The sequence below is a fragment of the Pseudomonas sp. JL27(2026) genome (genome assembly GCF_056933555.1).
Genome location: NZ_CM167794.1, coordinates 5,539,703 through 5,560,941, shown reverse-complemented (window position 1 = coordinate 5,560,941; position 21,239 = coordinate 5,539,703). Strand labels below are relative to the sequence as shown.

The window sequence follows — 21,239 nt, the reverse complement described above, 5'->3', positions numbered from 1 at the left end:
AATGAATTTGACTGGAGTGGTTATGGGTGATCGGCACGACTATGTGGCCCTCGAATGGGTCAAGGGCGAAATTGCCGAAACGCTGAAGCAGGCTTCTCTGGCCCTCGAAAACGTGGCCCTCGACACCCTGGCCGAGGACCCGCAGGTGACGCCGGCCATCGACGAGTGCCTGGCCTGCATCCATCAGGTCCACGGCAGCCTGCAAATGGTCGAATTCTACGGCGCGGCCCTGCTTGCCGAAGAAATGGAGCAACTGGCCGGTGCCTTGCAGCAGAACCGCGTCAGCCATCGCGACGAAGCGATTCATGTGTTGCAACAGGCCTTGGGCCAGTTGCCGATCTACCTCGACCGCGTTCACAGTGCCCGCCGCGATTTACCGCTGGTGGTGTTGCCGCTGATCAACGACCTGCGCAGTGCCCGGGACGAGAGCCTTTTGTCGGAAACCAGCCTGTTCAGCCCGCACCTGCCGGTGATCGCACCACTGGACGCCGCGGCGCTGGCGCAGCTTGAACCTCCCGACCTTCCGGGCATGCTGCGCAAGGCCCGGCAACTGCTGCAAATGGGCCTGGTCGGCCTGCTGCGTGAACAGGACGATGAAACCAACGTCGGCTACCTGGCCAAGGTCTTCGCCCGCCTGGAAGGGTTGTGCCGCAACTCGCCGTTGAACCCGCTGTGGCAAGTGGCGTCGGCGCTGGTCGAGGGCATGGCGCAAGGCAGCATCGCCAACAGCCCCGCGTTGCGCAGCCTGTTCAAGGACGCCGACAAGGAACTCAAGCGCCTGCTTGAGCAGGGCATGACCGGGATCAATGAACCGGCCCCGCCCGAGTTGCTCAAGAGCCTGTTGTTCTATATTGCCAAGGCCCAATTCCCCAGCGCGCAGATGCATACCATGAAAGAACGTTACGGACTGGATGAGGCGCTGCCGGACAGCGCCATGGTCGATGAGGAGCGCGCCCGCCTGGCCGGCCCTGACCGCGACGCCATGCGCTCGGTACTCGCCGCGCTGTGCGAAGAGCTGGTGCGGGTCAAGGAGCGGCTTGACCTGTTCGTGCGCAGCGACCGGCAGCACACCTCGGACCTCGACAGCCTGCTGGCGCCGTTGCGGCAGATCGCCGACACCCTGGCAGTGCTGGGTTTCGGCCAGCCGCGCAAGGTCATCATCGATCAGTTGGCGGTGGTCCAGAGCCTCGCCCAGGGCCAGCGCGAACCCAATGACGCGACCCTGATGGATGTCGCGGGTGCGTTGCTTTACGTCGAAGCGACCCTGGCCGGAATGGTCGGCACCGTCGAACCGGAAAGCCGTGAAGAAAGCCGCCTGCCGACCACCGACCTGACGCAGATCCACCAGATTGTCATCAAGGAAGCCCGCATCTGCCTGCAACAGGCCAAGGACATGATCGTCGACTACATCGACGCCGACTGGGACCGCCAGCACCTGCAACCGCTGCCGGCCCTGTTGACCCAGGTGCGTGGCGCGCTGGCGATGATTCCGTTAAGCCGTGCGGCGAGCCTGCTGGAAGCCTGTAACAGGTTTATCCGCGAGCACCTGCTGGTGGATCAGGCCCAGCCCGGCTGGCAGCAACTCGACCACCTGGCGGATGCGATCACCAGCCTGGAATATTATCTGGAGCGTTTGAGTGACGATCACGAAGCGCCCGGCGAGGCGCTGCTGGACGTTGCCGAGCGAAGCCTCGCGGCGCTGGGCTACGTCCCTCGCGAGCCGCAGGTGCCGTTGCTCAATGACGTGCTTGCCCCCGACGAAGCGCAGGTGATGCAGGACCTGCAAGCGCTGGGCGATCCGCAGGTGGTGCAATCCCTGGCCGAGGTGCTGGCCAGCCCGGTGTCCGCCGTGAACCCGCCAGCCCTCAACACGCCGGGCAGCCTGTTGCCGCCGCCGCTCGGCGAGGCGCCAGTGGATGACGAGCTGCGTGAAGTGTTCCTTGAGGAGACCGACGAAGTCCTCGACGTGCTGCGCGAGTACCTGCCGCGCTGGTCCGCCAGCCCTGACAGTGCCTCGGTCCTGGGTGAGTTGCGCCGGGCCTTCCATACCTTGAAGGGCAGCGGGCGGATGGTCCGTGCGCTGGTCCTCGCCGAGCTGGCCTGGGCGATGGAAAACCTGCTCAACCGCGTGCTGGAACGCAGCGTCGAACCCGGTGCGGCGGTGCAGCAGCTGTTGGCCGATGCTTTGGAATTGTTGCCCGAACTGGTGGACGAATTTGCCGCTAATGGCCAGCGCCAGCGCGATGATGTCGACCGCCTGGCCGCCCGTGCCCATGCGCTGGCCAAGGGCGATGAGCCTGCCCCGGAAGGTGTGTCACCCCAAGATGCCGCACTCGATCCGCAGTTGCTGGAGATCTTCCGCAACGAGGCCGAAACCCACCTCGCCAGCCTTAACCGCTTTCTCGATCAGGCCGCCGAGCACATGCCCTTGCAGGCCAGCGACGAGTTGCAACGCGCTCTGCACACCCTCAAGGGCAGTGCGTCGATGGCTGGTGTGTTGCCGATCGCTGAGCTGGCGGCGCCGCTGGATCACCTTGCCCGCGAGTTCAAGGCACACCAGATGCCGCTGGACCTGGACGAAGTCGAGTTGCTGCTTGAAGCCGAAGGCCTGTTTCGCCGGGGCCTGAAGCAGTTGGGCCGCGACCCGCTGGCCGGGATTGCCGGTGCCCAAAGCCTGATCGAACGCACCCGGACCCTGCTTGCCGAACGGCTGGAAGCAATCCTCAGTGCGCCGAACACCGGGCTGCGGATCAAGCGTGATCCGCAGCTCATCAACAACTTCCTGGCCCAGGGCATGGACATCCTGCTGGACGCCGAAAGCCTGCTTCAGCGTTGGCAGCAGCACCCCGGCGAACGTCTTGAACTCAGCGCGTTGCTGGATGAACTGACGACACTGGGCGAAGGCGCGCACCTGGCAGACCTGCACCCGGTGGATGAACTCTGCGAGGCCTTGCTCGATCTGTATGGCGCGGTGGAAGAAAGCAGCCTGGCGGTCAGCGAGCGGTTTTTCCATGAGGCGAAAAGTGCCCACGAAGCCCTGATCAACATGCTCGACGAACTGGCTGCTGGCCAGGAAGTCAGCCCGCAGCCTGCCCGTATCCGGGCATTGCGCGAGTTGCTCGATGAGGGCCTCGATCCTTCGGCCATGGGCCTGATTCGCAGCGACGGCAGCCGTACCCTGAGCATCACCGAACTGGGCCGCGCCACGGCAACGCTTGAGCAAACGTCATCGGCGGACGATGAAATTGTCTCGATCTTCCTCGAAGAAGCAGCGGACATCCTCGAAAGTGCGGGTCAGGCCTTGCAGCGCTGGTTGCACGACCCGGACAACGCGGCGCCGTTGTCGTCGTTGCAGCGCGACTTGCACACCCTCAAGGGCGGCGCGCGGATGGCCGAAGTCGGGCCGGTTGGTGATCTGGCCCATGAGCTGGAAAGTCTTTACGAAGGGTTGGTGGACCGACGCCACAGCCACGGCGCTGACCTGGTGTCATTGCTGCAACAGAGCCATGACCACCTCGCGGTGTTGTTGGAACAACTGCAACGCCAGCAATCACTGGACGACCCGACAACGCTGATCGAGGCCATTCGCGAGTTTCGCCAGGGCAACGGCGCCAGCCCTGAAGCGCCGCAAGCACCGGCCGGGAGCGACTCGGCGGTGCACGACCCGGAGTTGCTGGAGATCTTCCTCGAAGAAGGGTTCGACATTATCGACAGCTCAGGCGCGGCGCTGGTGCGCTGGCAAGCCGAGCCGCAAAGCCGTCAGGAAGTCGAAACCCTGCTGCGTGACCTGCACACCCTCAAGGGCGGTGCACGGATGGTCGAAATTACCCCGATTGGTGACCTGGCCCACGAGCTGGAGTTTCTCTACGAAGGCTTGTCGGCCGGGCTGCTGCAACCGACCGCCGCGCTGTTCGGTCTGTTGCAGGGCTGCCATGACCGCCTGGCGCAGATGCTCGACGCGACACGCGCCGGTCAACCGGTGTTGTCGGCCGATGAACTGATCGAGGCGATCCGCGACTTCACCCACCCGGCCGCCAACGCTCCAGAGGCACCCGCGGCAGAACCGCTCGCGCCGCTGCCGGTCAAGCCCGAGGCGCCGGTTGCGCCAGCCGAGATCGCGGCCGACATGGTCAAGGTCTCGGCAGAGTTGCTGGATGATCTGGTCAACCTGGCCGGCGAAACCTCGATCTTTCGAGGACGGATCGAACAACAGGTCAACGATGCCCGCGTGGCTCTGAGCGAGATGGAAACCACCATTGAGCGAATGCGCGACCAGTTGCGCCGGCTTGATACCGAAACCCAGGGGCGGATTCTCAGCCGTCAGCAGGTTGAAGCCGAGCGCTTGGGTTATGAAGAATTCGACCCACTGGAGATGGACCGCCATTCCCAGTTGCAGCAGCTGTCGCGGGCGTTGTTTGAATCCGCCTCCGATTTGCTCGACCTCAAGGAAACCCTCGACCGGCGTAACCATGACGCAGAAAACCTGTTGCAGCAGCAGGGCCGCATCAATACCGAATTGCAGGAAGGCCTGATGCGCACGCGCATGGTGCCGTTCGAACGGATGTTGCCGCGGCTCAAGCGCATCGTCCGCCAGGTTTCGAGCGAGCTGGGCAAGGATGTCGAATTCATCGTCGGCAACGCCGAAGGCGAGATGGACCGCAACGTGCTGGAGCGCATGGCCGCGCCGCTGGAGCACATGCTGCGCAACGCTGTCGACCACGGTCTGGAAGCCACCGAGGTGCGCGTGGCGGCCGGCAAGCCTGCCCAGGGGCGGATTACCCTCGACCTGTCCCGCGAGGGCGGCGACATCATTTTCGACATCCGTGATGACGGTGCCGGGGTGCCGCTGGAGGCTGTGCGGCGCAAGGCGATCAAGCGTGGGTTGCTTGACCCGAACACCGAGATCAGTGACCGCGATGTCTTGCAGTTCATTCTGCAACCGGGGTTTTCCACCGCCGAGAAAATCACCCAGATCTCCGGGCGCGGTGTCGGCATGGACGTGGTCCACGAAGAAGTCCGGCAACTGGGCGGCACCATGACCATCGACTCTGTGCCTGGGCAGGGCGTGCACTTTCGTATTCGTTTGCCGTTTACCGTGTCGGTCAACCGCGCACTGATGGTGCAGTGTGCGGAGGACCAGTACGCGATTCCGCTGAACACCATCGAGGGGATCGTGCGAGTGCTGCCCAATGAGCTGGAGACGTATTATCAGCTCGACCCGCCGCGCTACACGTACGCCGGGCAGCACTATGAACTGTGCTACCTGGGCGAGTTGCTGAAAACCAGCGTGCGCCCGAAACTGTTGGGCCAGAGCCTGCCGTTGCCGGTGCTGCTGGTGCAGTGCAACGAACGACGGATCGCGGTGCAAGTCGACGCCATGGCCGGCACCCGGGAAATCGTGGTCAAGAGCCTCGGACCGCAGTTCGCCGGGGTGCAGGGGTTGTCGGGCGCGACCATTCTGGGCGATGGCCGGGTGGTGCTGATTCTAGACCTGCTGGCGCCGATCCGGGCGATGCAGGCCCGTGTGCCGTCGCGTACCGCAGTGCTGGAAACCGGCAATGACGCCCAGGCGCAGCGGCCGATGCTGGTGTTGGTGGTCGACGACTCGGTGACGGTGCGCAAGGTCACCAGCCGTCTGCTCGAACGCCACGGCATGAACGTGCTGACAGCCAAGGACGGGGTCGACGCGATGATGGTGCTCGAAGAGCACCTGCCGGACCTGATGCTGCTGGACATCGAAATGCCGCGCATGGACGGCTTCGAAGTGGCCATGCAGGTACGCAACGACCCGCGCTTGCAGCACTTGCCGATCATCATGATCACTTCGCGCACCGGTCAGAAGCACCGCGACCGCGCCATGGCCATTGGCGTCAACGACTACCTGGGCAAGCCGTACCAGGAGTCGGTGCTGCTCGAAAGCATCGCCCTGTGGAGCAAAACCCATGCATGAACATCGCGCCAGCAACCTCACCGGGCTGCTGCTGCCCTTGGCGGATCGCAACCTGATCCTGCCCAACGTTGCCGTTGCCGAACTGATCGACTACCAGCCCGGTGCTTTCGATCTTGACTCACCGCCCTGGTACCTGGGGTTGGTGAGCTGGCGTGATCGGCAAATTCCGTTACTGAGCTTCGAATCGGCGTGCGGCCAGAAAACCGTGATCGGCGACCGCGCCCGCATTGTTGTGCTCAATGCTCTTGGCGGCCGCCCGGACCTCAAGTTCATAGCCTTGCTGGTGCAGGGCATCCCGCGCTCCTACAAACTCGACAGCCAGTTGAGTTACGTCGACGTGCCGCTGTGCACCCTGGAACACGCAGCGGTGCAAGTCGCCGAACAAGTGGCCAAAGTCCCGGACCTGTTGGCGTTGGAGGAGTTGCTGGTGGGGGCGGGGTTGGTCTGAGGTGATCGTTGCCATGTCGACGGGTCGAACGCGTCCGTTGGGAACGATCCACGTTGGCGATAACATTCTTCTGAAACATTGTGCTTTCAGGCTACAAGCCTGAGCCTTGCGCACGGTTGTCCTGGTTTTAAGGTGAGTCATACATGTATCACGGGGAAAGATTCAACGCCTGGACCCATCTGGTGGGCGCGATTGCAGCGTTTGTCGGAGCGGTCTGGTTGCTGGTGATTGCCAGCATGGACGGCAGCCCATGGAAGATTGTCAGCGTGGCGATCTACGGATTTACCTTGTTGGTGCTGTACAGCGTGTCGACGGTGTACCACAGCGTGCGCGGTCGGGCGAAAACCATCATGCAGAAGGTCGATCACCTGTCGATTTACCTGCTGATTGCCGGCAGTTACACACCGTTTTGCCTGGTCACGCTGCGCGGGCCGTGGGGCTGGACGTTGTTCGGCATCGTCTGGGGGCTGGCGGTGATCGGCATGTTGCAAGAGATCAAGCCCCGCTCCGAAGCGCGAATCCTGTCGATTGTGATCTACGCGGTGATGGGTTGGATCGTGCTGGTGGCGGTCAAGCCGTTGATGGCCGCGCTGGGCGGCGTGGGGTTTGCCTGGCTGGCGGCGGGCGGGGTGTTTTATACCGTCGGCATCATCTTCTTCGCACTCGACAGCCGACTGCGCCACGCCCACGGCATCTGGCACCTGTTCGTCATTGCCGGCAGTCTGCTGCACTTTGTGGCGATCCTGTTCTACGTGCTTTAAACCGAGGCGCGGCCATCGCGAGCAGGCTCGCGATAGGGGACTAGAAATCGCCCCACAACTGCTGAGCCACGGCCAACGCCACCACCGGCGCGGTTTCGGTGCGCAGTACTCGTGGGCCGAGGCGGGCGGAATGGAAGCCGGCGCTTTGAGCCTGATCGACTTCCACGTCCGACAACCCGCCTTCCGGGCCGATCAGGAACGCCAGGGTTGCAGGTTTGGCATGGCTCACCAGCGGCTCGGCCACTGGGTGCAGCACCAGTTTCAGTTCGGCCTCGGTCTGTTTCAGCCAGTCGGCCAGCAGCAAGGGCGGGTGAATCACCGGTACGCGTGAACGCCCGCATTGTTCGCAAGCGCTGATGGCGACCTGGCGCCAGTGCTGCAAACGCTTGTCGGCGCGTTCGTCCTTGAGCCGGACTTCGCAGCGATCACTGAAGATCGGAGTGATTTCGTTCACACCCAACTCGGTGGCTTTTTGAATAGCCCAATCCATCCGCTCGCCCCGGGACAGACCCTGGCCCAGGTGAATGTGCAGTGGTGACTCGATTTGCCCGGCGAAGCTTTCCGTCAACGCCACGCGCACGCGTTTCTTGCCGACTTCCGCCAGCGTGCCGAGGAACTCCTGGCCAGAACCGTCGAACACTTGCAACGCATCGCCTTCGGCCATGCGCAGCACGCGGCTGATGTAGTGCGCCTGGGCTTCGGGCAGTTCATGTTCGCCGAGGCTCAGGGGGGCGTCGATAAAGAAGCGGGACAGTCTCATTCTGGTTCTCTGAAAAGGGTGTTATTCATCTGAGTAGGTATCGACTGCTCAGCGACAAACCTCTGTGGGAGCGGGCTTGCTCGCGAAAGCGCAGTGTCAGTCAGCATCAATGTCGACTGACACGGCCTCTTCGCGAGCAAGCCCGCTCCCACAGGGAAGGCTCAGTGGCTGTTAGCCCGGATCACGGAACCCCGGATGAAAGTCCTTCGGCACCGCCACGCTGACCTTGTTGCTCGTTGCGATGTCGATCCCTTCGCTGGCGACTTCAGCCAAGAAGTCGATCTGCTCGGGCGTAATCACGTACGGAGGCAGGAAATACACCACGTTGCCCAGCGGTCGCAGCAGCGCACCACGCTCCAGCGCATGCTGGAACACCTTCAGCCCACGACGTTCCTGCCACGGGTAAGCGGTTTTGCTGGCCTTGTCCTGCACCATCTCGACGGCCAGTACCATGCCGGTCTGACGCACTTCCGACACGTGGGGGTGATCCACCAGGTGTGCGGTTGCGGTGGTCATGCGCTGGGCCAGGGCCTTGTTGCTCTCGATGACGTTGTCTTCTTCGAAGATGTCCAGCGTCGCCAACGCCGCCGCACACGCCAGCGGGTTGCCGGTGTAGCTGTGGGAATGGAGGAAGGCGCGCAGGGTCGGGTATTCATCGTAGAAGGCGCTGTAGACCTCGTCCGTGGTGACGCACGCCGCCAGCGGCAGGTAACCGCCGGTCAGGGCTTTGGACAGGCACAGGAAGTCCGGGCGGATGCCGGCCTGCTCGCAGGCGAACATTGTCCCGGTGCGGCCAAAGCCAACGGCAATTTCGTCGTGGATCAGGTGCACGCCGTAACGGTCACAGGCTTCACGCAACAGTTTCAGGTACACCGGGTGGTACATGCGCATGCCGCCCGCGCCCTGGATCAGCGGTTCGACGATCACCGCCGCCACCGTGTCGTGGTTTTCGGCGAGGGTCTGCTCCATCGCGACGAACATAGTGCGCGAGTGTTCTTCCCAGCTCATGCCTTCGGGGCGCAGATAGCAGTCCGGGCTTGGCACCTTGATGGTGTCCAGCAGCAGGGCCTTGTAGGTTTCGGTGAACAGCGGCACATCGCCGACCGACATCGCGGCGATGGTTTCGCCGTGGTAGCTGTTGCTCAGAGTGACGAAGCGCTTCTTGGCAGGCTGGCCGCGGTTGAGCCAGTAGTGAAAGCTCATTTTCAGCGCGACTTCGATGCAGGACGAACCGTTATCGGCGTAGAAGCACCGGGTCAGGCCTTGCGGGGTGATTTTCACCAGCCGCTCGGACAGCTCGATCACCGGTTGGTGGCTGAAACCGGCCAGGATCACGTGTTCCAGTTGATCGACCTGATCCTTGATCCGCTGGTTGATGCGCGGGTTGGCGTGACCGAACACGTTGACCCACCAGGAACTAACGGCATCGAGGTAACGTTTGCCTTCGAAGTCTTCCAGCCACACGCCTTCACCGCGCTTGATCGGGATCAGCGGCAGCTGTTCGTGGTCTTTCATCTGGGTGCAGGGATGCCACAGCACCGCGAGATCGCGTTGCATCCACTGATTATTCAGGCCCATGTTCAGTCTCCTCGAGGCGGCTCGCGTCGTGCGCGGGCAAACAATCGCGCAAGCCTATGCAATGCCAGGCGAGCGGACAACCTATTGTGTCGTTTGTGGGTGGCACAGGGGGGCGCCACATGGTTGTATTGACGTGCGTATGCGTTGGCGGGGCACGCTTGAGGTTCTGCCGATAGCAGGCTTAACACGTGGTTAATCTTTCCTTAACCCACCCCTTTCAGACTCTTGATCGTATTTCTCGATATTTCAAAGCAAAATTTTCCGCTTTAACTCGATAGATAACTCGATAGTCTTGGTCACAGTTCTTACAGGATTTGGGCAATGCAGCTACGTAACTCTTCCTCCCGCTACGGCGGAGTCAGCATCTTTCTGCACTGGGGCGTGGCGCTCGCCGTCATCGGTTTGTTCGCCCTCGGTCTGTGGATGGTCGGTCTGGACTACTACAGCACCTGGCGCAAAGACGCGCCGGACCTGCACAAAAGCATTGGCCTGATACTGTTCGCGGTCATGCTGCTGCGGGTGCTCTGGCGCTTTGTCAGCCCGCCGCCACCGGTCCTGAGCAGCTATAGCCGGATGACCCGACTGGGCGCGAAGCTCGGCCATGGTTTTCTGTATGTCGGCCTGTTCGCGGTGATGATTGCCGGTTACCTGATTTCCACCGCAGACGGTGTCGGGATTCCGGTGTTTGGCCTGTTTGAAATTCCTGCACTGATTTCCGGTCTACCGGACCAGGCAGACATAGCGGGTGCGATTCATCTGTATCTGGCGTGGGCATTGGTAATTTTTTCCGGTCTCCATGCGTTGGCAGCACTGAAGCACCACTTTATCGACCGTGATGCGACCCTGATACGAATGCTGGGACGCAAAGCCTGATGTTCAACCTCGACTCCAAAGGAATAGAAAGCATGTTGAAAAAGACTCTCGCCGCTCTGGCAATCGGTACTGCACTGTTGTCGGCTGGTCAGGCGATGGCCGCGGACTACGTTGTCGACAAGGAAGGCCAGCACGCCTTCGTTGACTTTAAGATCAGCCACCTGGGCTACAGCTTCATCACCGGTACCTTCAAGGACATCGACGGCAAGTTCAGCTTCGACGCTGCCAAGCCAGAAGCCAGCAAAATCGAGTTCAACGTGAATACCGCCAGCGTATTTACCAACCATGCCGAGCGCGACAAACACATCACCAGCGCTGACTTCCTGAATGCGAGCAAGTTCGGCAAGGCGACGTTCGTGTCCACCAGCGTCAAATCTACCGGCAAGAATGCCGATGGCAAGGAAACCGCTGACGTGGCAGGTGACTTGACCATTCTGGGCGTGACCAAGCCGGTGGTGGTCAAGGCCACTTTCCTGGGTGAAGGCAAGGACCCATGGGGCGGCTACCGTGCCGGTTTCGAAGGCACTACCCACATCAAGCGCAGCGACTTCGGCAAGCAGAAGGACCTGGGCCCAGCTTCCGATGCGGTCGAACTGTACGTCACGTTTGAAGGTGTGAAAGCGAAGTAATTTTCGCCTGACACACAAAAACGCCCCCGGTCTTGCGACCGGGGGCGTTTTTTATTGCCGAACACATTTCTGGCAAGCAACGCAGAACCAATGTGGGAGCAGGCTCGCCCCCACAGGGAATTTGCGGCGGCTAGAAAAATGCCCCGGGTCTCGCGAGCCGGGGCATTTTTCATTGCGGCGCTAAATCAGCGATTGCGGGTCAGCAACGCTGGTTTCTCGCCACGTGGGCGGCTTGGCAGTTGATCGAGTTGCTCGGGTGTCGGGAAACGATCGGTTTTCGACTCCTTGTGCATGATCTTCGGCGCATTGCCACGCGGGTTCTGCACGGCGGGTTCCTGGCGCGGCTGGTCGTCACGGGCCGGGCGGCGGTTGCGCGACTCTTCGCGACGGGCTTGACCGTCACGCGGGGCGCCACTGCGTGGACCGCTGCGCTTGGCTGGCGGGGTGCCGGTGGTGGCGCCGCTGCTGTTGCGCGGGCCATTTTGGCGACCTTGTGGCTGGCCGGTGCGTGGAGCACCTGCGCCTGCCCCCGAGCCTTGCGCCGGAGCGCCCGGACGGCGGCCACGGCCCTGGGCAGGTTTGGCTTGAGGCACGTAGTCGACGCGGTTACCGAAGTTATCCACGTCGTCGTCCAGGAACTCGTCCGGTGCACGGTCAGCAGAGGCACGAGGTGCCGGGCGCTGTTGTTCGCGGGCCGGAGTGCCTTCACGCGGCTTTTGCGCCGGGCGTTCGCCACGGCCACTGGCAGCCGGTTTTTCCTTGCCGCCCTTGTCCTTGCCTTTGTCTTTACGACCGCCGCCACCGCCACTGCCGTTCGGGCCGTCGCCGCGCGGGCCACGTGGGTTGCGCGGGTTACGCACATCCGGACGCTCGCGCACTTCCGGTTTCTCGGCTTCGACGCTGCTTGCATCAAAGCCCATCAGGTCGCCGTCGGCGATCTTCTGCTTGGTCATGCGCTCAATGCTTTTCAGCAGTTTTTCTTCGTCCGGGGCCACCAGCGAGATCGCCTCGCCCGAACGACCGGCACGGCCAGTACGGCCGATACGGTGCACATAGTCTTCGTCGACGTTCGGCAGCTCGAAGTTGACCACGTGTGGTAGCTGATCGATGTCCAGGCCACGTGCGGCGATATCGGTGGCGACCAGGATGCGCACTTCACCGGCCTTGAAGTCGGCCAAGGCTTTGGTGCGGGCGTTCTGGCTCTTGTTGCCGTGGATCGCAACGGCGCTCAGGCCGTGTTTGTCCAGGTACTCGGCCAGACGGTTGGCGCCGTGCTTGGTGCGGGTGAACACCAGCACCTGTTCCCAGGCGCCAGCGGTAATCAGGTGCGCCAGCAAGGAGCGCTTGTGGCTGGCGGCCAGGCGGAAAACGCGTTGCTCGATGCGCTCGACGGTGGTGTTCGGCGGCGTGACTTCGATGCGTTCCGGGTTGTGCAGCAACTTGCCAGCAAGGTCGGTAATGTCCTTGGAGAACGTTGCCGAGAACAGCAGGTTCTGACGCTTGGCCGGCAGACGGGCCAGGACCTTTTTGACGTCATGGACGAAACCCATGTCGAGCATGCGGTCGGCTTCGTCGAGGACGAGGATTTCCACATGAGACAGGTCGACGCTGCCTTGGCCGGCGAGGTCGAGCAGGCGACCCGGGCAGGCCACCAGCACGTCAACACCACGGGACATGGCCTGAACCTGTGGGTTCATGCCAACGCCACCGAAGATGCAGGCACTGACGAATTTCAGGTCGCGGGCATAGAGCTTGAAGCTCTCGTGTACCTGTGCGGCCAGTTCGCGGGTCGGGGTCAGGACCAGGACACGCGGTTGGCGCGGGCCGTGACGCTGGGATTTGTCCGGGTGACCGTTGGGGAACAGACGCTCCAGAATCGGCAGGGCGAAGCCGCCGGTTTTACCAGTGCCTGTCTGCGCCGCGACCATCAGGTCGCGACCTTGCAACACGGCGGGAATGGCCCGCTGTTGCACCGGAGTAGGCTGGGTGTAGCCGGCGGCTTCGATGGCACCGACTAAAGCCTCGGAGAGACCGAGGGAAGCAAAGGACATGAGTAATCCTGTTTTAGTTAGGGCTTGGCCCAATGGGATAGTCTTGCCTGGCGCGAATGGCGTTTAAGAGAAGCGCAATCGCGTCCGGTCCTGCTGGGCCTTGAAGGCTCATCTTCGAGTGCCCGCGCGGGCTGAAAAGCTGCGCTGTAGCGGTGTCGAGATGCCTTTAACAAGACCGAGCGTCCGGGCGTGAGCCTGGCGGGAAGGCCGGAGTATAACAGAGCAATCACTGCGCGCCGCTTTCCTGCTGCTCAACGGTTTTTTCAAGGTGCACTTGCGGCGATGACGCCTGTGCTTGTGCAGGGGCCGCGCCATAGCGTGCGCTCAGTTCGGCATAGGCTGGTTCGCGCTTGAAACGCTTGAGTTCAGCGCCAAAACGCTGCACCAGCAAGTCCATGCCGGCACCGCGGCGGACCGCCAGGAACTGGGCTTCGTGGCTGATGACCGTGGGGCTTTCGCTGATTTGGTCGCGCAACTTCAATTCATCGAGCAGGTGCTGGCCGACGCGACGGTCAGTGATCAGCAGGTCGATGCGCCCGCGCACCAGTTTGCCGAAGTTGGCCTCGTGGGTCGGTGCCGGTTCGCGGGTAAACAGGGTCGATTCCCGAAAGTCCTGGCTATACAGATAGCCGGGCGAAGTGCCGATGGTCAGGCCGCGCAGGTCGTCGAGGGTGCGCAAGGGATGCGGACGTTCATTGGCGTAAAACATCACGAACTCGACTTGCGACAGCGGTTCGCTGGGATAGAGCAGGGTCGCGTCGCGGTCCTTGCTGTAGAAAATATCCAGCGCACCGTCGGCCAGCCCTTGGTCGAGCATGGCCAGGCAGCGTTTCCAGGGCAGGAACTGCCATTCGACTTCAATCCCCAGGCGCTTGAACACAATCGCCGTGGTTTCGTAGTCCAGCCCCAGGGCCTTGCCGTTTTCCTCATAGACATAGGGCGCCCAGGGTTCGGTGACAATGCGCAGCTTCTCGCCCCGTGCGTTAAGGCTCAGGCAAGCAAAGAGAAGGGCTGTCAGCAACTGGGCAATGACGGGCATGACTTGAGATTACGACGAGAAACCGTAAAGAGCCAGAAACCGGGCGCAGATGCTCTAACTCAAGTGTCGGTCGCAAAAAAAGGCCCCGGGTTTCGCCAGGGCCTTGTCTGAATCCGGCAGCGTCTTAGCGCGGCAGTTTCAGGTTGTTCCAGACGGCCAGGCTCGGCTCGGCCTGGTTCAGGGTGTAGAAGTGCAACCCTGGTGCGCCGCCTTGCAGCAAGCGTTCGCACATGTCGGTGATGACCTGTTCGCCAAAGCCTTGAATGCTCTGGGTGTCATCGCCGTAGGCTTCCAGCTGCTTGCGGATCCAGCGCGGAATCTCCGCACCGCAGGCATCGGAGAATCGCGCCAGCTTGCTGTAGTTGGTGATTGGCATGATCCCCGGCACGATCGGGATGTTCACGCCCATCGCCCGTACACGGTCGACGAAGTAGAAGTAGCTGTCGGCGTTGAAGAAGTACTGGGTGATCGCACTGTCAGCGCCGGCGTTGGCCTTGCGCACGAAGTTCACGAGATCGTCTTCGAAGTTGCGCGCTTGCGGGTGCATTTCCGGGTAGGCGGCGACTTCGATGTGGAAATGGTTGCCGGTTTCTTCACGAATGAAGCTCACCAGGTCATTGGCGTGGCGCAGTTCGCCGCTGGCCATGCCCATGCCCGAAGGCAGGTCACCGCGCAGGGCAACGATACGGGTGATACCCGCGTCCTTGTACTGGCTCAGCAGGTCACGCAAGTCGGCCTTGCTGTCGCCAACGCACGACAAATGCGGTGCGGCAGGGACTTTGACTTCGCTTTCGAGCTGCAACACGGTGTTCATCGTGCGATCACGCGTCGAGCCGCCAGCGCCGTAGGTGCAGGAAAAGAAATCGGGGTTGTAACCGGCCAGCTGACGGGCAGTGGCGAGCAGTTTTTCATGCCCAGCGTCGGTCTTGGTAGGGAAGAACTCGAAGCTGTAGCGGCGGTCTTGGGACATAGGAATACCCTTGCAAACGCATAAGCCTGTGGGGCTTGCACATCCCGTGTGGGAGCGGGCTTGCTCGCGAAAGCGATGGGTCAGTCAACATCAATGCTGAATGATAAATCGCCTTCGCGAGCAAGCCCGCTCCCACAGGGAGAGCAGGCAGCAGGACCGATCAGTAGCGGTAAGCGTGCGGCTTGAACGGGCCTTCGACGGTCACGCCGATGTAGTCGGCTTGGGTCTTGGTCAGTTGAGTCACGACACCACCGAAACCGCGGACCATTTCCAGGGCCACTTCTTCGTCGAGTTTCTTCGGCAGTACTTCAACGGTCAGGCGCTCGGCTTTCTGGGCTGGCGACAGGTCGGCGTACTTCTGGCCGAACAGGAAGATCTGTGCCAGGACCTGGTTGGCGAACGAACCGTCCATGATGCGGCTTGGGTGGCCAGTGGCGTTGCCCAGGTTAACCAGACGGCCTTCGGCCAGCAGGATCAGGTAGTCGTCGTTCTGTGCGTCGAAATCGCCAGGGCCGGTACGGTGAATCTTGTGAACCTGTGGCTTCACTTCTTCCCATGCCCAGTGCTTGCGCATGAAAGCGGTGTCGATTTCGTTGTCGAAGTGGCCGATGTTGCAAACAACAGCGCGCTTCTTCAGGGCTTTGAGCATGTTCGCGTCGCACACATTGACGTTGCCGGTGGTGGTCACGATCAGGTCGATCTTGCCCAGCAGCGCTTTGTCGATGCTTGCTTCAGTACCGGTGTTGATACCGTCGATGAACGGCGAAACCAGTTCGAAACCGTCCATGCAGGCTTGCATGGCGCAGATCGGGTCGACTTCGGAGACTTTAACGATCATGCCTTCCTGACGCAGGGACTGGGCCGAGCCCTTGCCCACGTCACCGTAACCGATGACCAGCGCTTGCTTGCCGGACAGCAGGTGGTCGGTGCCGCGCTTGATGGCGTCGTTCAGGCTGTGACGGCAGCCGTACTTGTTGTCGTTCTTGCTCTTGGTCACCGAGTCGTTGACGTTGATGGCCGGGATTTTCAGCTCGCCCTTGGCCAGCATGTCCAGCAGGCGGTGAACGCCGGTGGTGGTTTCTTCGGTCACGCCGTGGACGCGGTCCAGGATCGCCGGGTATTTCTTGTGCAGCAGCTCGGTCAGGTCGCCGCCGTCGTCGAGGATCATGTTGGCATCCCACGGCGCGCCATTTTTCAGGATGGTTTGCTCCAGGCACCACTCGTACTCTTGCTCGGTTTCACCCTTCCAGGCGAACACCGGGATACCAGCAGCAGCGATAGCGGCAGCGGCCTGGTCCTGAGTCGAGAAAATGTTGCAGGACGACCAGCGTACTTCGGCACCCAGGGCAACCAGGGTTTCGATCAGCACGGCAGTCTGAATGGTCATGTGGATGCAGCCCAGGATCTTCGCGCCCTTGAGCGGTTGTTCACCCGCGTACTTGCGACGTAGACCCATCAGGGCCGGCATTTCCGATTCGGCGATGATGGTTTCGCGACGGCCCCAGGCAGCCAGGGACATGTCGGCGACTTTGTAGTCGTTAAAATCTGCAGGCGTGTTGACAGCGCTCATGAAGAGCCTCCATTCGTAGTGTGCGAATGGGCGCCGTTGTGCGTTTAAGGCCTGACCGGATCATCCTGGCCAGACAACGCCCCATCCGAGCCTGACAGGTAAAACCTGCTGCAGCGCCCCTCGGACAGGTGGCGGGAAAACGGTATCAATGAATGATGACCGTTTTGAAACGGTGGCGATTATAGCTGTCTGTTCCAGACTTCCAAAGGGTTTCTGTCGGACACATGAAGAATGCTAATAGCGACCATAGTCGACCTTTCATAGAGCCCGGTCGCAGGCTCTGCCATGATGCCTGCCATCAATCGGCAAGACGGTCAGGAGTGAATATGAATTTCCACACCCGCAAATGGGTAAAACCCGAAGACCTCAACCCCAACGGCACGCTGTTCGGTGGCAGCCTGTTGCGCTGGATCGACGAAGAAGCGGCGATCTACGCCATCGTTCAACTGGGCAACCAGCGTGTGGTCACCAAGTACATTTCCGAAATCAACTTCGTCAGCGCCTCGCGCCAGGGCGACATCATCGAGCTGGGCATCACCGCTACCGAGTTCGGCCGCACCTCTATTACGCTGACCTGCGAGGTGCGCAACAAGATCACCCGCAAGAGCATCCTGACTGTCGAGAAGATGGTCTTCGTCAACCTCGGCGAAGACGGCTTGCCCGCGCCGCACGGCCGCACCGAGATCAAGTACGTCAAAGACCAGTTCCAGGATGACGTCGCCAGCGAGTGAGATTGAGGCGCGCCCTTCGCGAGCAAGCCCGCTCCCACATGAGATCTTCTGCGAACACAGAGGTTGTGTGCGAATGAGATCCAGTGTGGGAGCGGGCTTGCTCGCGAAGGCGATCTGATGAACACCAGGGATTTATCGTTCCCGCAGAAGATCAAAAAATGATCAGTGACGTTCGGCCTGTGCGGCAGGCGCGGGATCGTCCTTGGTCACGTGCTTGACCAGTTTGCCGATGCTCAGGCCCTGCAACAGGATCGAGGACAGCACCACGATGTAGGTGATGCTCAGCAACAGGTCACGTTCCGGACCCAGCGGCAAGGCCAGCGCCAGCGCCACCGACACGCCGCCGCGCAAACCACCCCAGGTGAGAATGCGGATGGTGCCGCGTGGCACCGAGCGCCAGCGACGCAGCAGCACGATGGCCGGGGCCACGGTGAGCAGGCGCGAAAGCAGAATCGCCACGGCCAGCAAACTCGCCGCCAGCAGGTGCAGCCAGTTGAACGGCAGCAGCAACAGTTCCAGGCCGATCAACGCAAACAGCAAGGCGTTGAGCATGTCGTCGAGCAGTTCCCAGAAACCGTCCAGGTAGCGCCGGGTCATGTCGTTCATCGCCAGGTTGCGGCCCAGGTTGCCGATGATCAGGCCGGCGACGACCATCGCAATCGGCGCGGACACATGCAGCTCGGTGGCCATCGCCGAGCCGCCGATCACCAGCGCCAGGGTCAGCATCACTTCGATCTGGTGCTGCTCGATGCTCTTGATCATCAGGTACACGAGGTAGCCGATCAGGCCGCCGAACACCACGCCGCCAATCGCCTCATGGGCAAACAACAGGGCGGTGGCACTGACGGTCGGGGTTTCGCCCAGTTGCGCGATGCCCAGCAACACGGTGAACACCACGACGGCCGTGCCGTCGTTGAACAGTGATTCGCCAACGATGGTGGTTTTCAACGGCTTGGACGCATTGGCGGTTCGCAGCACGCCGAGTACCGCAATCGGGTCGGTGGGCGAAATCAGTGCGCCGAACAACAGGCAGTACAGGAAGCTCACCTGCCAGCCGAACAAGGCAAAAATGTAATACGCCAGGCTGCCGATCACGAACGTGGCAATCAATACGCCCAAGGTCGCCAGCAGGCCGATGGGCCAGCGGTAGCTGCGCAAGTCACTGAGGTTGACGTGCAGGGCACCGGCGAACAGCAGGAAGGACAGCATCCAGTTCATCAGCAGATCGCCAAAGTCGATCTGGCCGATCAGCTGTTGCACATGTTCTTCGAGGCCGGGATAACCGATAAAGCTCAGGCCCTGCAAGAGCAGGGAAAACATCAGCGCGGTGACCATCACGCCGATGGTCGGGGGCAGGCCGATGAAGCGGAAATTCACGTAAGTGAGGAGCGTGGTGAGGCAGATAAACGCAGCGACAAGTTCAAGCATCCGAAGTCCTTTGGATGGGGGTGTGAATAGAATCACCCGACGATGCGGGCAGGGCTTTGATGCGTGGCTTACAGGAGGGGACACATGAGGTGCGCCTGTGAGCCCGCCTGCGTTGACCGCAGGATCGGTGCGGCGTTGCCTGCCGGCGCAAAAAAAGTCCGGGCAAGCCGTGATGCCAGTCAGTTAAGGCACGTAACCTGTGGGAGCGGGCTTGCTCGCGAAGAGGGCATTGCATTCAACATCAATGTTGACTGTGACGCCGCTTTCGCGAGCAAGCCCGCTCCCACAAGGATTGCAGTGCTCAAACTCTTAACTGACAAGCATCAGGGCAAGCCGGGGGCGTTTTACAGCGCCGGGGGCGGTGTCTGTTGCTGGCTGTCGAGCCAGCGCAGGACCTCGGCGGTGGTCTGGATCAGGTCGGCGGGGATGTACTGGTCGACATGGCTGTCCTGATATAACGCCCGGGCCAGCGGCACGCGTTGCAACACCGGAATGCCTTCTTCCTCGGCGATGCGCCGCACTTGCAGGGCCAGCGCTTCGGTGTGTTTCAAAGTGACGACCGGCAGCGGCGTCTCGCCCTTCACGTAACGAATGCCAATGGCGATGTGGGTGGGGTTGGCGACAATCACCGAGGAGCGTTTGACGTCGGCGCGCAGGTTGCTCGATTGCAACTCCTGGTGAAACTGACGCCGTTTGCTTTTGATCTCCGGGCTGCCTTCCATCTCTTTGTATTCGCGTTTGATCTCGTCCTTGCTCATGCGCAATTGCTTGTTGTGCTGGTAACGCTCGAAGGCATAGTCGAGCGCCGAGATCAGCACGAACCCCACGCCGCAGACCAGCAGTAACTGCTCAAGCAACAGGCCGATCACCGGGGCGATGCAGCTCATGCCGCAGCCGGGCAGCCTGATCAGGGAGTCCAGGTTGCCGGCCAGGGTTGTCCACACCAGCAACGACAACAGGGCTACTTTGATGATCGACTTGAGGAAGTCCACCAGGCTGCGGATCGAGAAAATCTTCTTGGCGCCTTCCACCGGGTTGATCTTTTTCAGGTCGGGCTTGATCGACTCGCCGCTGAGCAGGAAACCGTACTGGGCCAGGTGCGCCGCGATGACCACCAGTGCCGCGACGGCCAGCAGCGGCAGGCAGAGGTAGACCATCTCCTGGAACAGGTTTTCCACCATCAATTGCAAGGCCAGCCCGAAAGGCAGGTTCAGGTACGTCTCGGGCATCAGCATCAGTTGCCCCAGGTGCTCCATGTAGTACTCGGAAAAACTGATGAGCGTGGCGATCAACGACAGGATCAGCGCCGTGGACACCACTTCCTTGCTTTTGACCACCTGGCCCTTGGTGCGCGCATCGCGAAGTTTCTTTGGCGTGGGCTGTTCGGTTTTTTCGGCGCTCATGGCGTCTCCAGTACCGGGCGCAGCTGGCTCAGCGGGTCAAGTGCGATCAGCAGGCTGTCATAGGCGTGTTCCATCAACACGTTCAGGTAAATCACCAACAGCAGGCTGGCGACGATGCTCTTGATCGGCATCGCGAGGATGAACACGTTCAGTGACGGGGCGAAGCGGCTGATCAGGGCCAGGCCGAATTCGGCCAGGAACATGGCGATCAGCAGGGGCGCCGCCAGCAGCAGGCACAGGCGCAGCAGTTGCCCGAACTGGCCGTAGAAAAAGTCCACCCACTGGCTGCCGATGTAGGGGAAGAAAGTCGCGACCGGCCAACTGACGTAGCTCTGGAACAGCGCACCGATCAGCGTCAGGAACGCGCCCCCGGAGAAAAACAGGGTGATCAGGGTTTGCGTCAGCAGCAGGCCGGTGGGGCTGGTCTGGCTGCCCAGGGTCGGGTTGAGCGTGGAGGCAATGGACGCGCCGCGCTGGTTGTCGATGATGAAACCGGTCGCCTCGATGGCCCAGAAGGGGATCGTGGCGACAAACCCGATCAACAGGCCGAGCAACACCTCTTTGCCGATCAGCATGGCCAGGTCTATGCCGTCGAGCGTCATGGGCAGCGTGCCGGCGACGGTCGGGTAGGCGAACAGCGCCAGCGAGCAGGCCACGCCGTTACGAATCAGGCCGCCGCCGAGCATTTGTTTGCTCAGAATCGGCATGACCACAAAACAGCTGATGATTCTGGGCAGCAGCAGGGTGTACGCCAGCATGAGCTGTTGCAGGTCCTGAATGCTCATCGCACAAGGGGAATCTTGAGCAGGGTCAGTTCGGCGAAGGCGTAGAGTTCGTTACCCATCCATCCCGCCGTGGCAAACAGGGTGATGACCACGGCGATCAGCTTGGCGACGAAACCCAGGGTCTGTTCCTGGATCTGGGTCAGTGCCTGCACCAGCGACACCAGGGTGCCGACGGCGGCGGCCATGAGCACGGTGGGCATGGACAGGATCAGCACCAGCCACAGGCTCTGGCTGGTGAAGTGGAGGATCTCGGCGTTGTTCAC

At 61.5% G+C, this 21,239-nt stretch carries 16 protein-coding genes and 1 riboswitch; of the genes, 6 read left to right on the top strand and 10 right to left on the bottom strand.

What is annotated here, in order from left to right:
* Positions 1–22 precede the first annotated feature (22 nt).
* From AC1Z1G_RS25455 to trhA, 3 genes are all read left to right on the top strand, one after another.
* Positions 23–5,950: an Hpt domain-containing protein gene (locus AC1Z1G_RS25455; protein WP_483623176.1), complete on the top strand. Its 5,928-nt coding sequence runs from the start codon at positions 23–25 to the stop codon at positions 5,948–5,950.
* Entirely contained in the window at positions 5,943–6,398 is a 456-nt protein-coding gene (locus AC1Z1G_RS25450; RefSeq protein ID WP_483623174.1) for a chemotaxis protein CheW, read from the top strand. The genes AC1Z1G_RS25455 and AC1Z1G_RS25450 overlap by 8 nt, the downstream gene beginning before the upstream one ends.
* 143 nt (positions 6,399–6,541) lie before the next feature.
* On the top strand, positions 6,542–7,159 hold the full coding sequence (gene trhA, locus AC1Z1G_RS25445) for a PAQR family membrane homeostasis protein TrhA (protein ID WP_483623172.1): 618 nt from the start codon (positions 6,542–6,544) through the stop codon (positions 7,157–7,159).
* A gap of 40 nt (positions 7,160–7,199) precedes the next feature.
* Here the strand turns inward: trhA and AC1Z1G_RS25440 are convergent, their stop codons facing one another.
* Both AC1Z1G_RS25440 and AC1Z1G_RS25435 read right to left on the bottom strand, forming a co-directional pair.
* A complete protein-coding gene (locus AC1Z1G_RS25440) occupies positions 7,200–7,919 on the bottom strand; it encodes a 16S rRNA (uracil(1498)-N(3))-methyltransferase (RefSeq protein WP_483623170.1) in 720 nt (239 codons plus the stop codon).
* Positions 7,920–8,090: 171 nt separating this feature from the next.
* Positions 8,091–9,497, bottom strand: coding sequence for an adenosylmethionine--8-amino-7-oxononanoate transaminase (locus AC1Z1G_RS25435; protein ID WP_483623168.1), 1,407 nt, complete (start codon positions 9,495–9,497; stop codon positions 8,091–8,093).
* A gap of 321 nt (positions 9,498–9,818) precedes the next feature.
* On the opposite strand from AC1Z1G_RS25435, the gene AC1Z1G_RS25430 reads away from it, so the two are divergent.
* Together AC1Z1G_RS25430 and AC1Z1G_RS25425 are read left to right on the top strand one after the other, a co-directional pair.
* On the top strand, positions 9,819–10,370 hold the full coding sequence (locus AC1Z1G_RS25430; protein ID WP_483623166.1) for a cytochrome b: 552 nt from the start codon (positions 9,819–9,821) through the stop codon (positions 10,368–10,370).
* 32 nt (positions 10,371–10,402) lie between these two features.
* Positions 10,403–10,999, top strand: coding sequence for a YceI family protein (locus AC1Z1G_RS25425; protein WP_483623164.1), 597 nt, complete (start codon positions 10,403–10,405; stop codon positions 10,997–10,999).
* A 185-nt stretch (positions 11,000–11,184) separates the two neighbouring features.
* On the opposite strand, the gene rhlE2 is transcribed toward AC1Z1G_RS25425, so the two are convergent.
* The 4 genes from rhlE2 to ahcY all read right to left on the bottom strand — a co-directional run bounded on the left by rhlE2 (position 11,185) and on the right by ahcY (position 16,629).
* The gene (gene rhlE2, locus AC1Z1G_RS25420) at positions 11,185–13,050 is read right to left on the bottom strand and encodes an RNA helicase RhlE2 (protein WP_483623163.1); all 1,866 of its coding nucleotides are present in this window, start codon (positions 13,048–13,050) and stop codon (positions 11,185–11,187) included.
* 226 nt (positions 13,051–13,276) lie between these two features.
* A complete protein-coding gene (locus AC1Z1G_RS25415) occupies positions 13,277–14,089 on the bottom strand; it encodes a substrate-binding periplasmic protein (RefSeq protein ID WP_483623161.1) in 813 nt (270 codons plus the stop codon).
* 124 nt (positions 14,090–14,213) lie between these two features.
* A complete protein-coding gene (metF, locus tag AC1Z1G_RS25410) occupies positions 14,214–15,059 on the bottom strand; it encodes a methylenetetrahydrofolate reductase [NAD(P)H] (protein WP_483623159.1) in 846 nt (281 codons plus the stop codon).
* Between the two features lie 160 nt (positions 15,060–15,219).
* Positions 15,220–16,629, bottom strand: a complete 1,410-nt coding sequence (ahcY, locus tag AC1Z1G_RS25405) for an adenosylhomocysteinase (RefSeq protein ID WP_483623157.1) — start codon at positions 16,627–16,629, stop codon at positions 15,220–15,222.
* A 21-nt stretch (positions 16,630–16,650) separates the two neighbouring features.
* A riboswitch (S-adenosyl-L-homocysteine riboswitch) is annotated at positions 16,651–16,757 on the bottom strand.
* Positions 16,758–16,955: 198 nt separating this feature from the next.
* Between ahcY and AC1Z1G_RS25400 the strand changes: the two genes are divergently transcribed.
* Positions 16,956–17,360 carry an acyl-CoA thioesterase gene (locus AC1Z1G_RS25400; protein WP_347902490.1) on the top strand — a complete coding sequence of 135 codons (405 nt, stop codon included), beginning with the start codon at positions 16,956–16,958 and terminating at the stop codon, positions 17,358–17,360.
* Between the two features lie 162 nt (positions 17,361–17,522).
* Here AC1Z1G_RS25400 and AC1Z1G_RS25395 read toward each other — a convergent pair whose 3' ends face one another.
* From AC1Z1G_RS25395 to sctS, 4 genes are all read right to left on the bottom strand, one after another.
* The gene (locus AC1Z1G_RS25395) at positions 17,523–18,788 is read right to left on the bottom strand and encodes a cation:proton antiporter (protein ID WP_483623155.1); all 1,266 of its coding nucleotides are present in this window, start codon (positions 18,786–18,788) and stop codon (positions 17,523–17,525) included.
* A 344-nt stretch (positions 18,789–19,132) separates the two neighbouring features.
* Positions 19,133–20,191, bottom strand: a complete 1,059-nt coding sequence (gene sctU / locus AC1Z1G_RS25390) for a type III secretion system export apparatus subunit SctU (protein ID WP_483623153.1) — start codon at positions 20,189–20,191, stop codon at positions 19,133–19,135.
* On the bottom strand, positions 20,188–20,976 hold the full coding sequence (gene sctT / locus AC1Z1G_RS25385) for a type III secretion system export apparatus subunit SctT (protein ID WP_483623151.1): 789 nt from the start codon (positions 20,974–20,976) through the stop codon (positions 20,188–20,190). The genes sctU and sctT overlap by 4 nt, the downstream gene beginning before the upstream one ends.
* The gene (sctS, locus tag AC1Z1G_RS25380) at positions 20,973–21,239 is read right to left on the bottom strand and encodes a type III secretion system export apparatus subunit SctS (protein WP_076963264.1); all 267 of its coding nucleotides are present in this window, start codon (positions 21,237–21,239) and stop codon (positions 20,973–20,975) included. The genes sctT and sctS overlap by 4 nt, the downstream gene beginning before the upstream one ends.

What these genes read in the sequence shown, in the direction of transcription:
- AC1Z1G_RS25425 (WP_483623164.1), top strand. Translation starts at nt 10,403, where the DNA reads ATGTTGAAAAAGACTCTCGCCGCTCTGGCAATCGGTACTGCACTGTTG.
- AC1Z1G_RS25415 (WP_483623161.1), bottom strand. Translation starts at nt 14,089, where the DNA reads ATGCCCGTCATTGCCCAGTTGCTGACAGCCCTTCTCTTTGCTTGCCTG.
- AC1Z1G_RS25400 (WP_347902490.1), top strand. Translation starts at nt 16,956, where the DNA reads ATGAATTTCCACACCCGCAAATGGGTAAAACCCGAAGACCTCAACCCC.
- AC1Z1G_RS25450 (WP_483623174.1), top strand. Translation starts at nt 5,943, where the DNA reads ATGCATGAACATCGCGCCAGCAACCTCACCGGGCTGCTGCTGCCCTTG.
- metF (WP_483623159.1), bottom strand. Translation starts at nt 15,059, where the DNA reads ATGTCCCAAGACCGCCGCTACAGCTTCGAGTTCTTCCCTACCAAGACC.
- trhA (WP_483623172.1), top strand. Translation starts at nt 6,542, where the DNA reads ATGTATCACGGGGAAAGATTCAACGCCTGGACCCATCTGGTGGGCGCG.
- AC1Z1G_RS25455 (WP_483623176.1), top strand. Translation starts at nt 23, where the DNA reads ATGGGTGATCGGCACGACTATGTGGCCCTCGAATGGGTCAAGGGCGAA.
- AC1Z1G_RS25435 (WP_483623168.1), bottom strand. Translation starts at nt 9,497, where the DNA reads ATGGGCCTGAATAATCAGTGGATGCAACGCGATCTCGCGGTGCTGTGG.
- sctU (WP_483623153.1), bottom strand. Translation starts at nt 20,191, where the DNA reads ATGAGCGCCGAAAAAACCGAACAGCCCACGCCAAAGAAACTTCGCGAT.
- AC1Z1G_RS25395 (WP_483623155.1), bottom strand. Translation starts at nt 18,788, where the DNA reads ATGCTTGAACTTGTCGCTGCGTTTATCTGCCTCACCACGCTCCTCACT.
- AC1Z1G_RS25440 (WP_483623170.1), bottom strand. Translation starts at nt 7,919, where the DNA reads ATGAGACTGTCCCGCTTCTTTATCGACGCCCCCCTGAGCCTCGGCGAA.
- AC1Z1G_RS25430 (WP_483623166.1), top strand. Translation starts at nt 9,819, where the DNA reads ATGCAGCTACGTAACTCTTCCTCCCGCTACGGCGGAGTCAGCATCTTT.
- ahcY (WP_483623157.1), bottom strand. Translation starts at nt 16,629, where the DNA reads ATGAGCGCTGTCAACACGCCTGCAGATTTTAACGACTACAAAGTCGCC.
- rhlE2 (WP_483623163.1), bottom strand. Translation starts at nt 13,050, where the DNA reads ATGTCCTTTGCTTCCCTCGGTCTCTCCGAGGCTTTAGTCGGTGCCATC.
- sctT (WP_483623151.1), bottom strand. Translation starts at nt 20,976, where the DNA reads ATGAGCATTCAGGACCTGCAACAGCTCATGCTGGCGTACACCCTGCTG.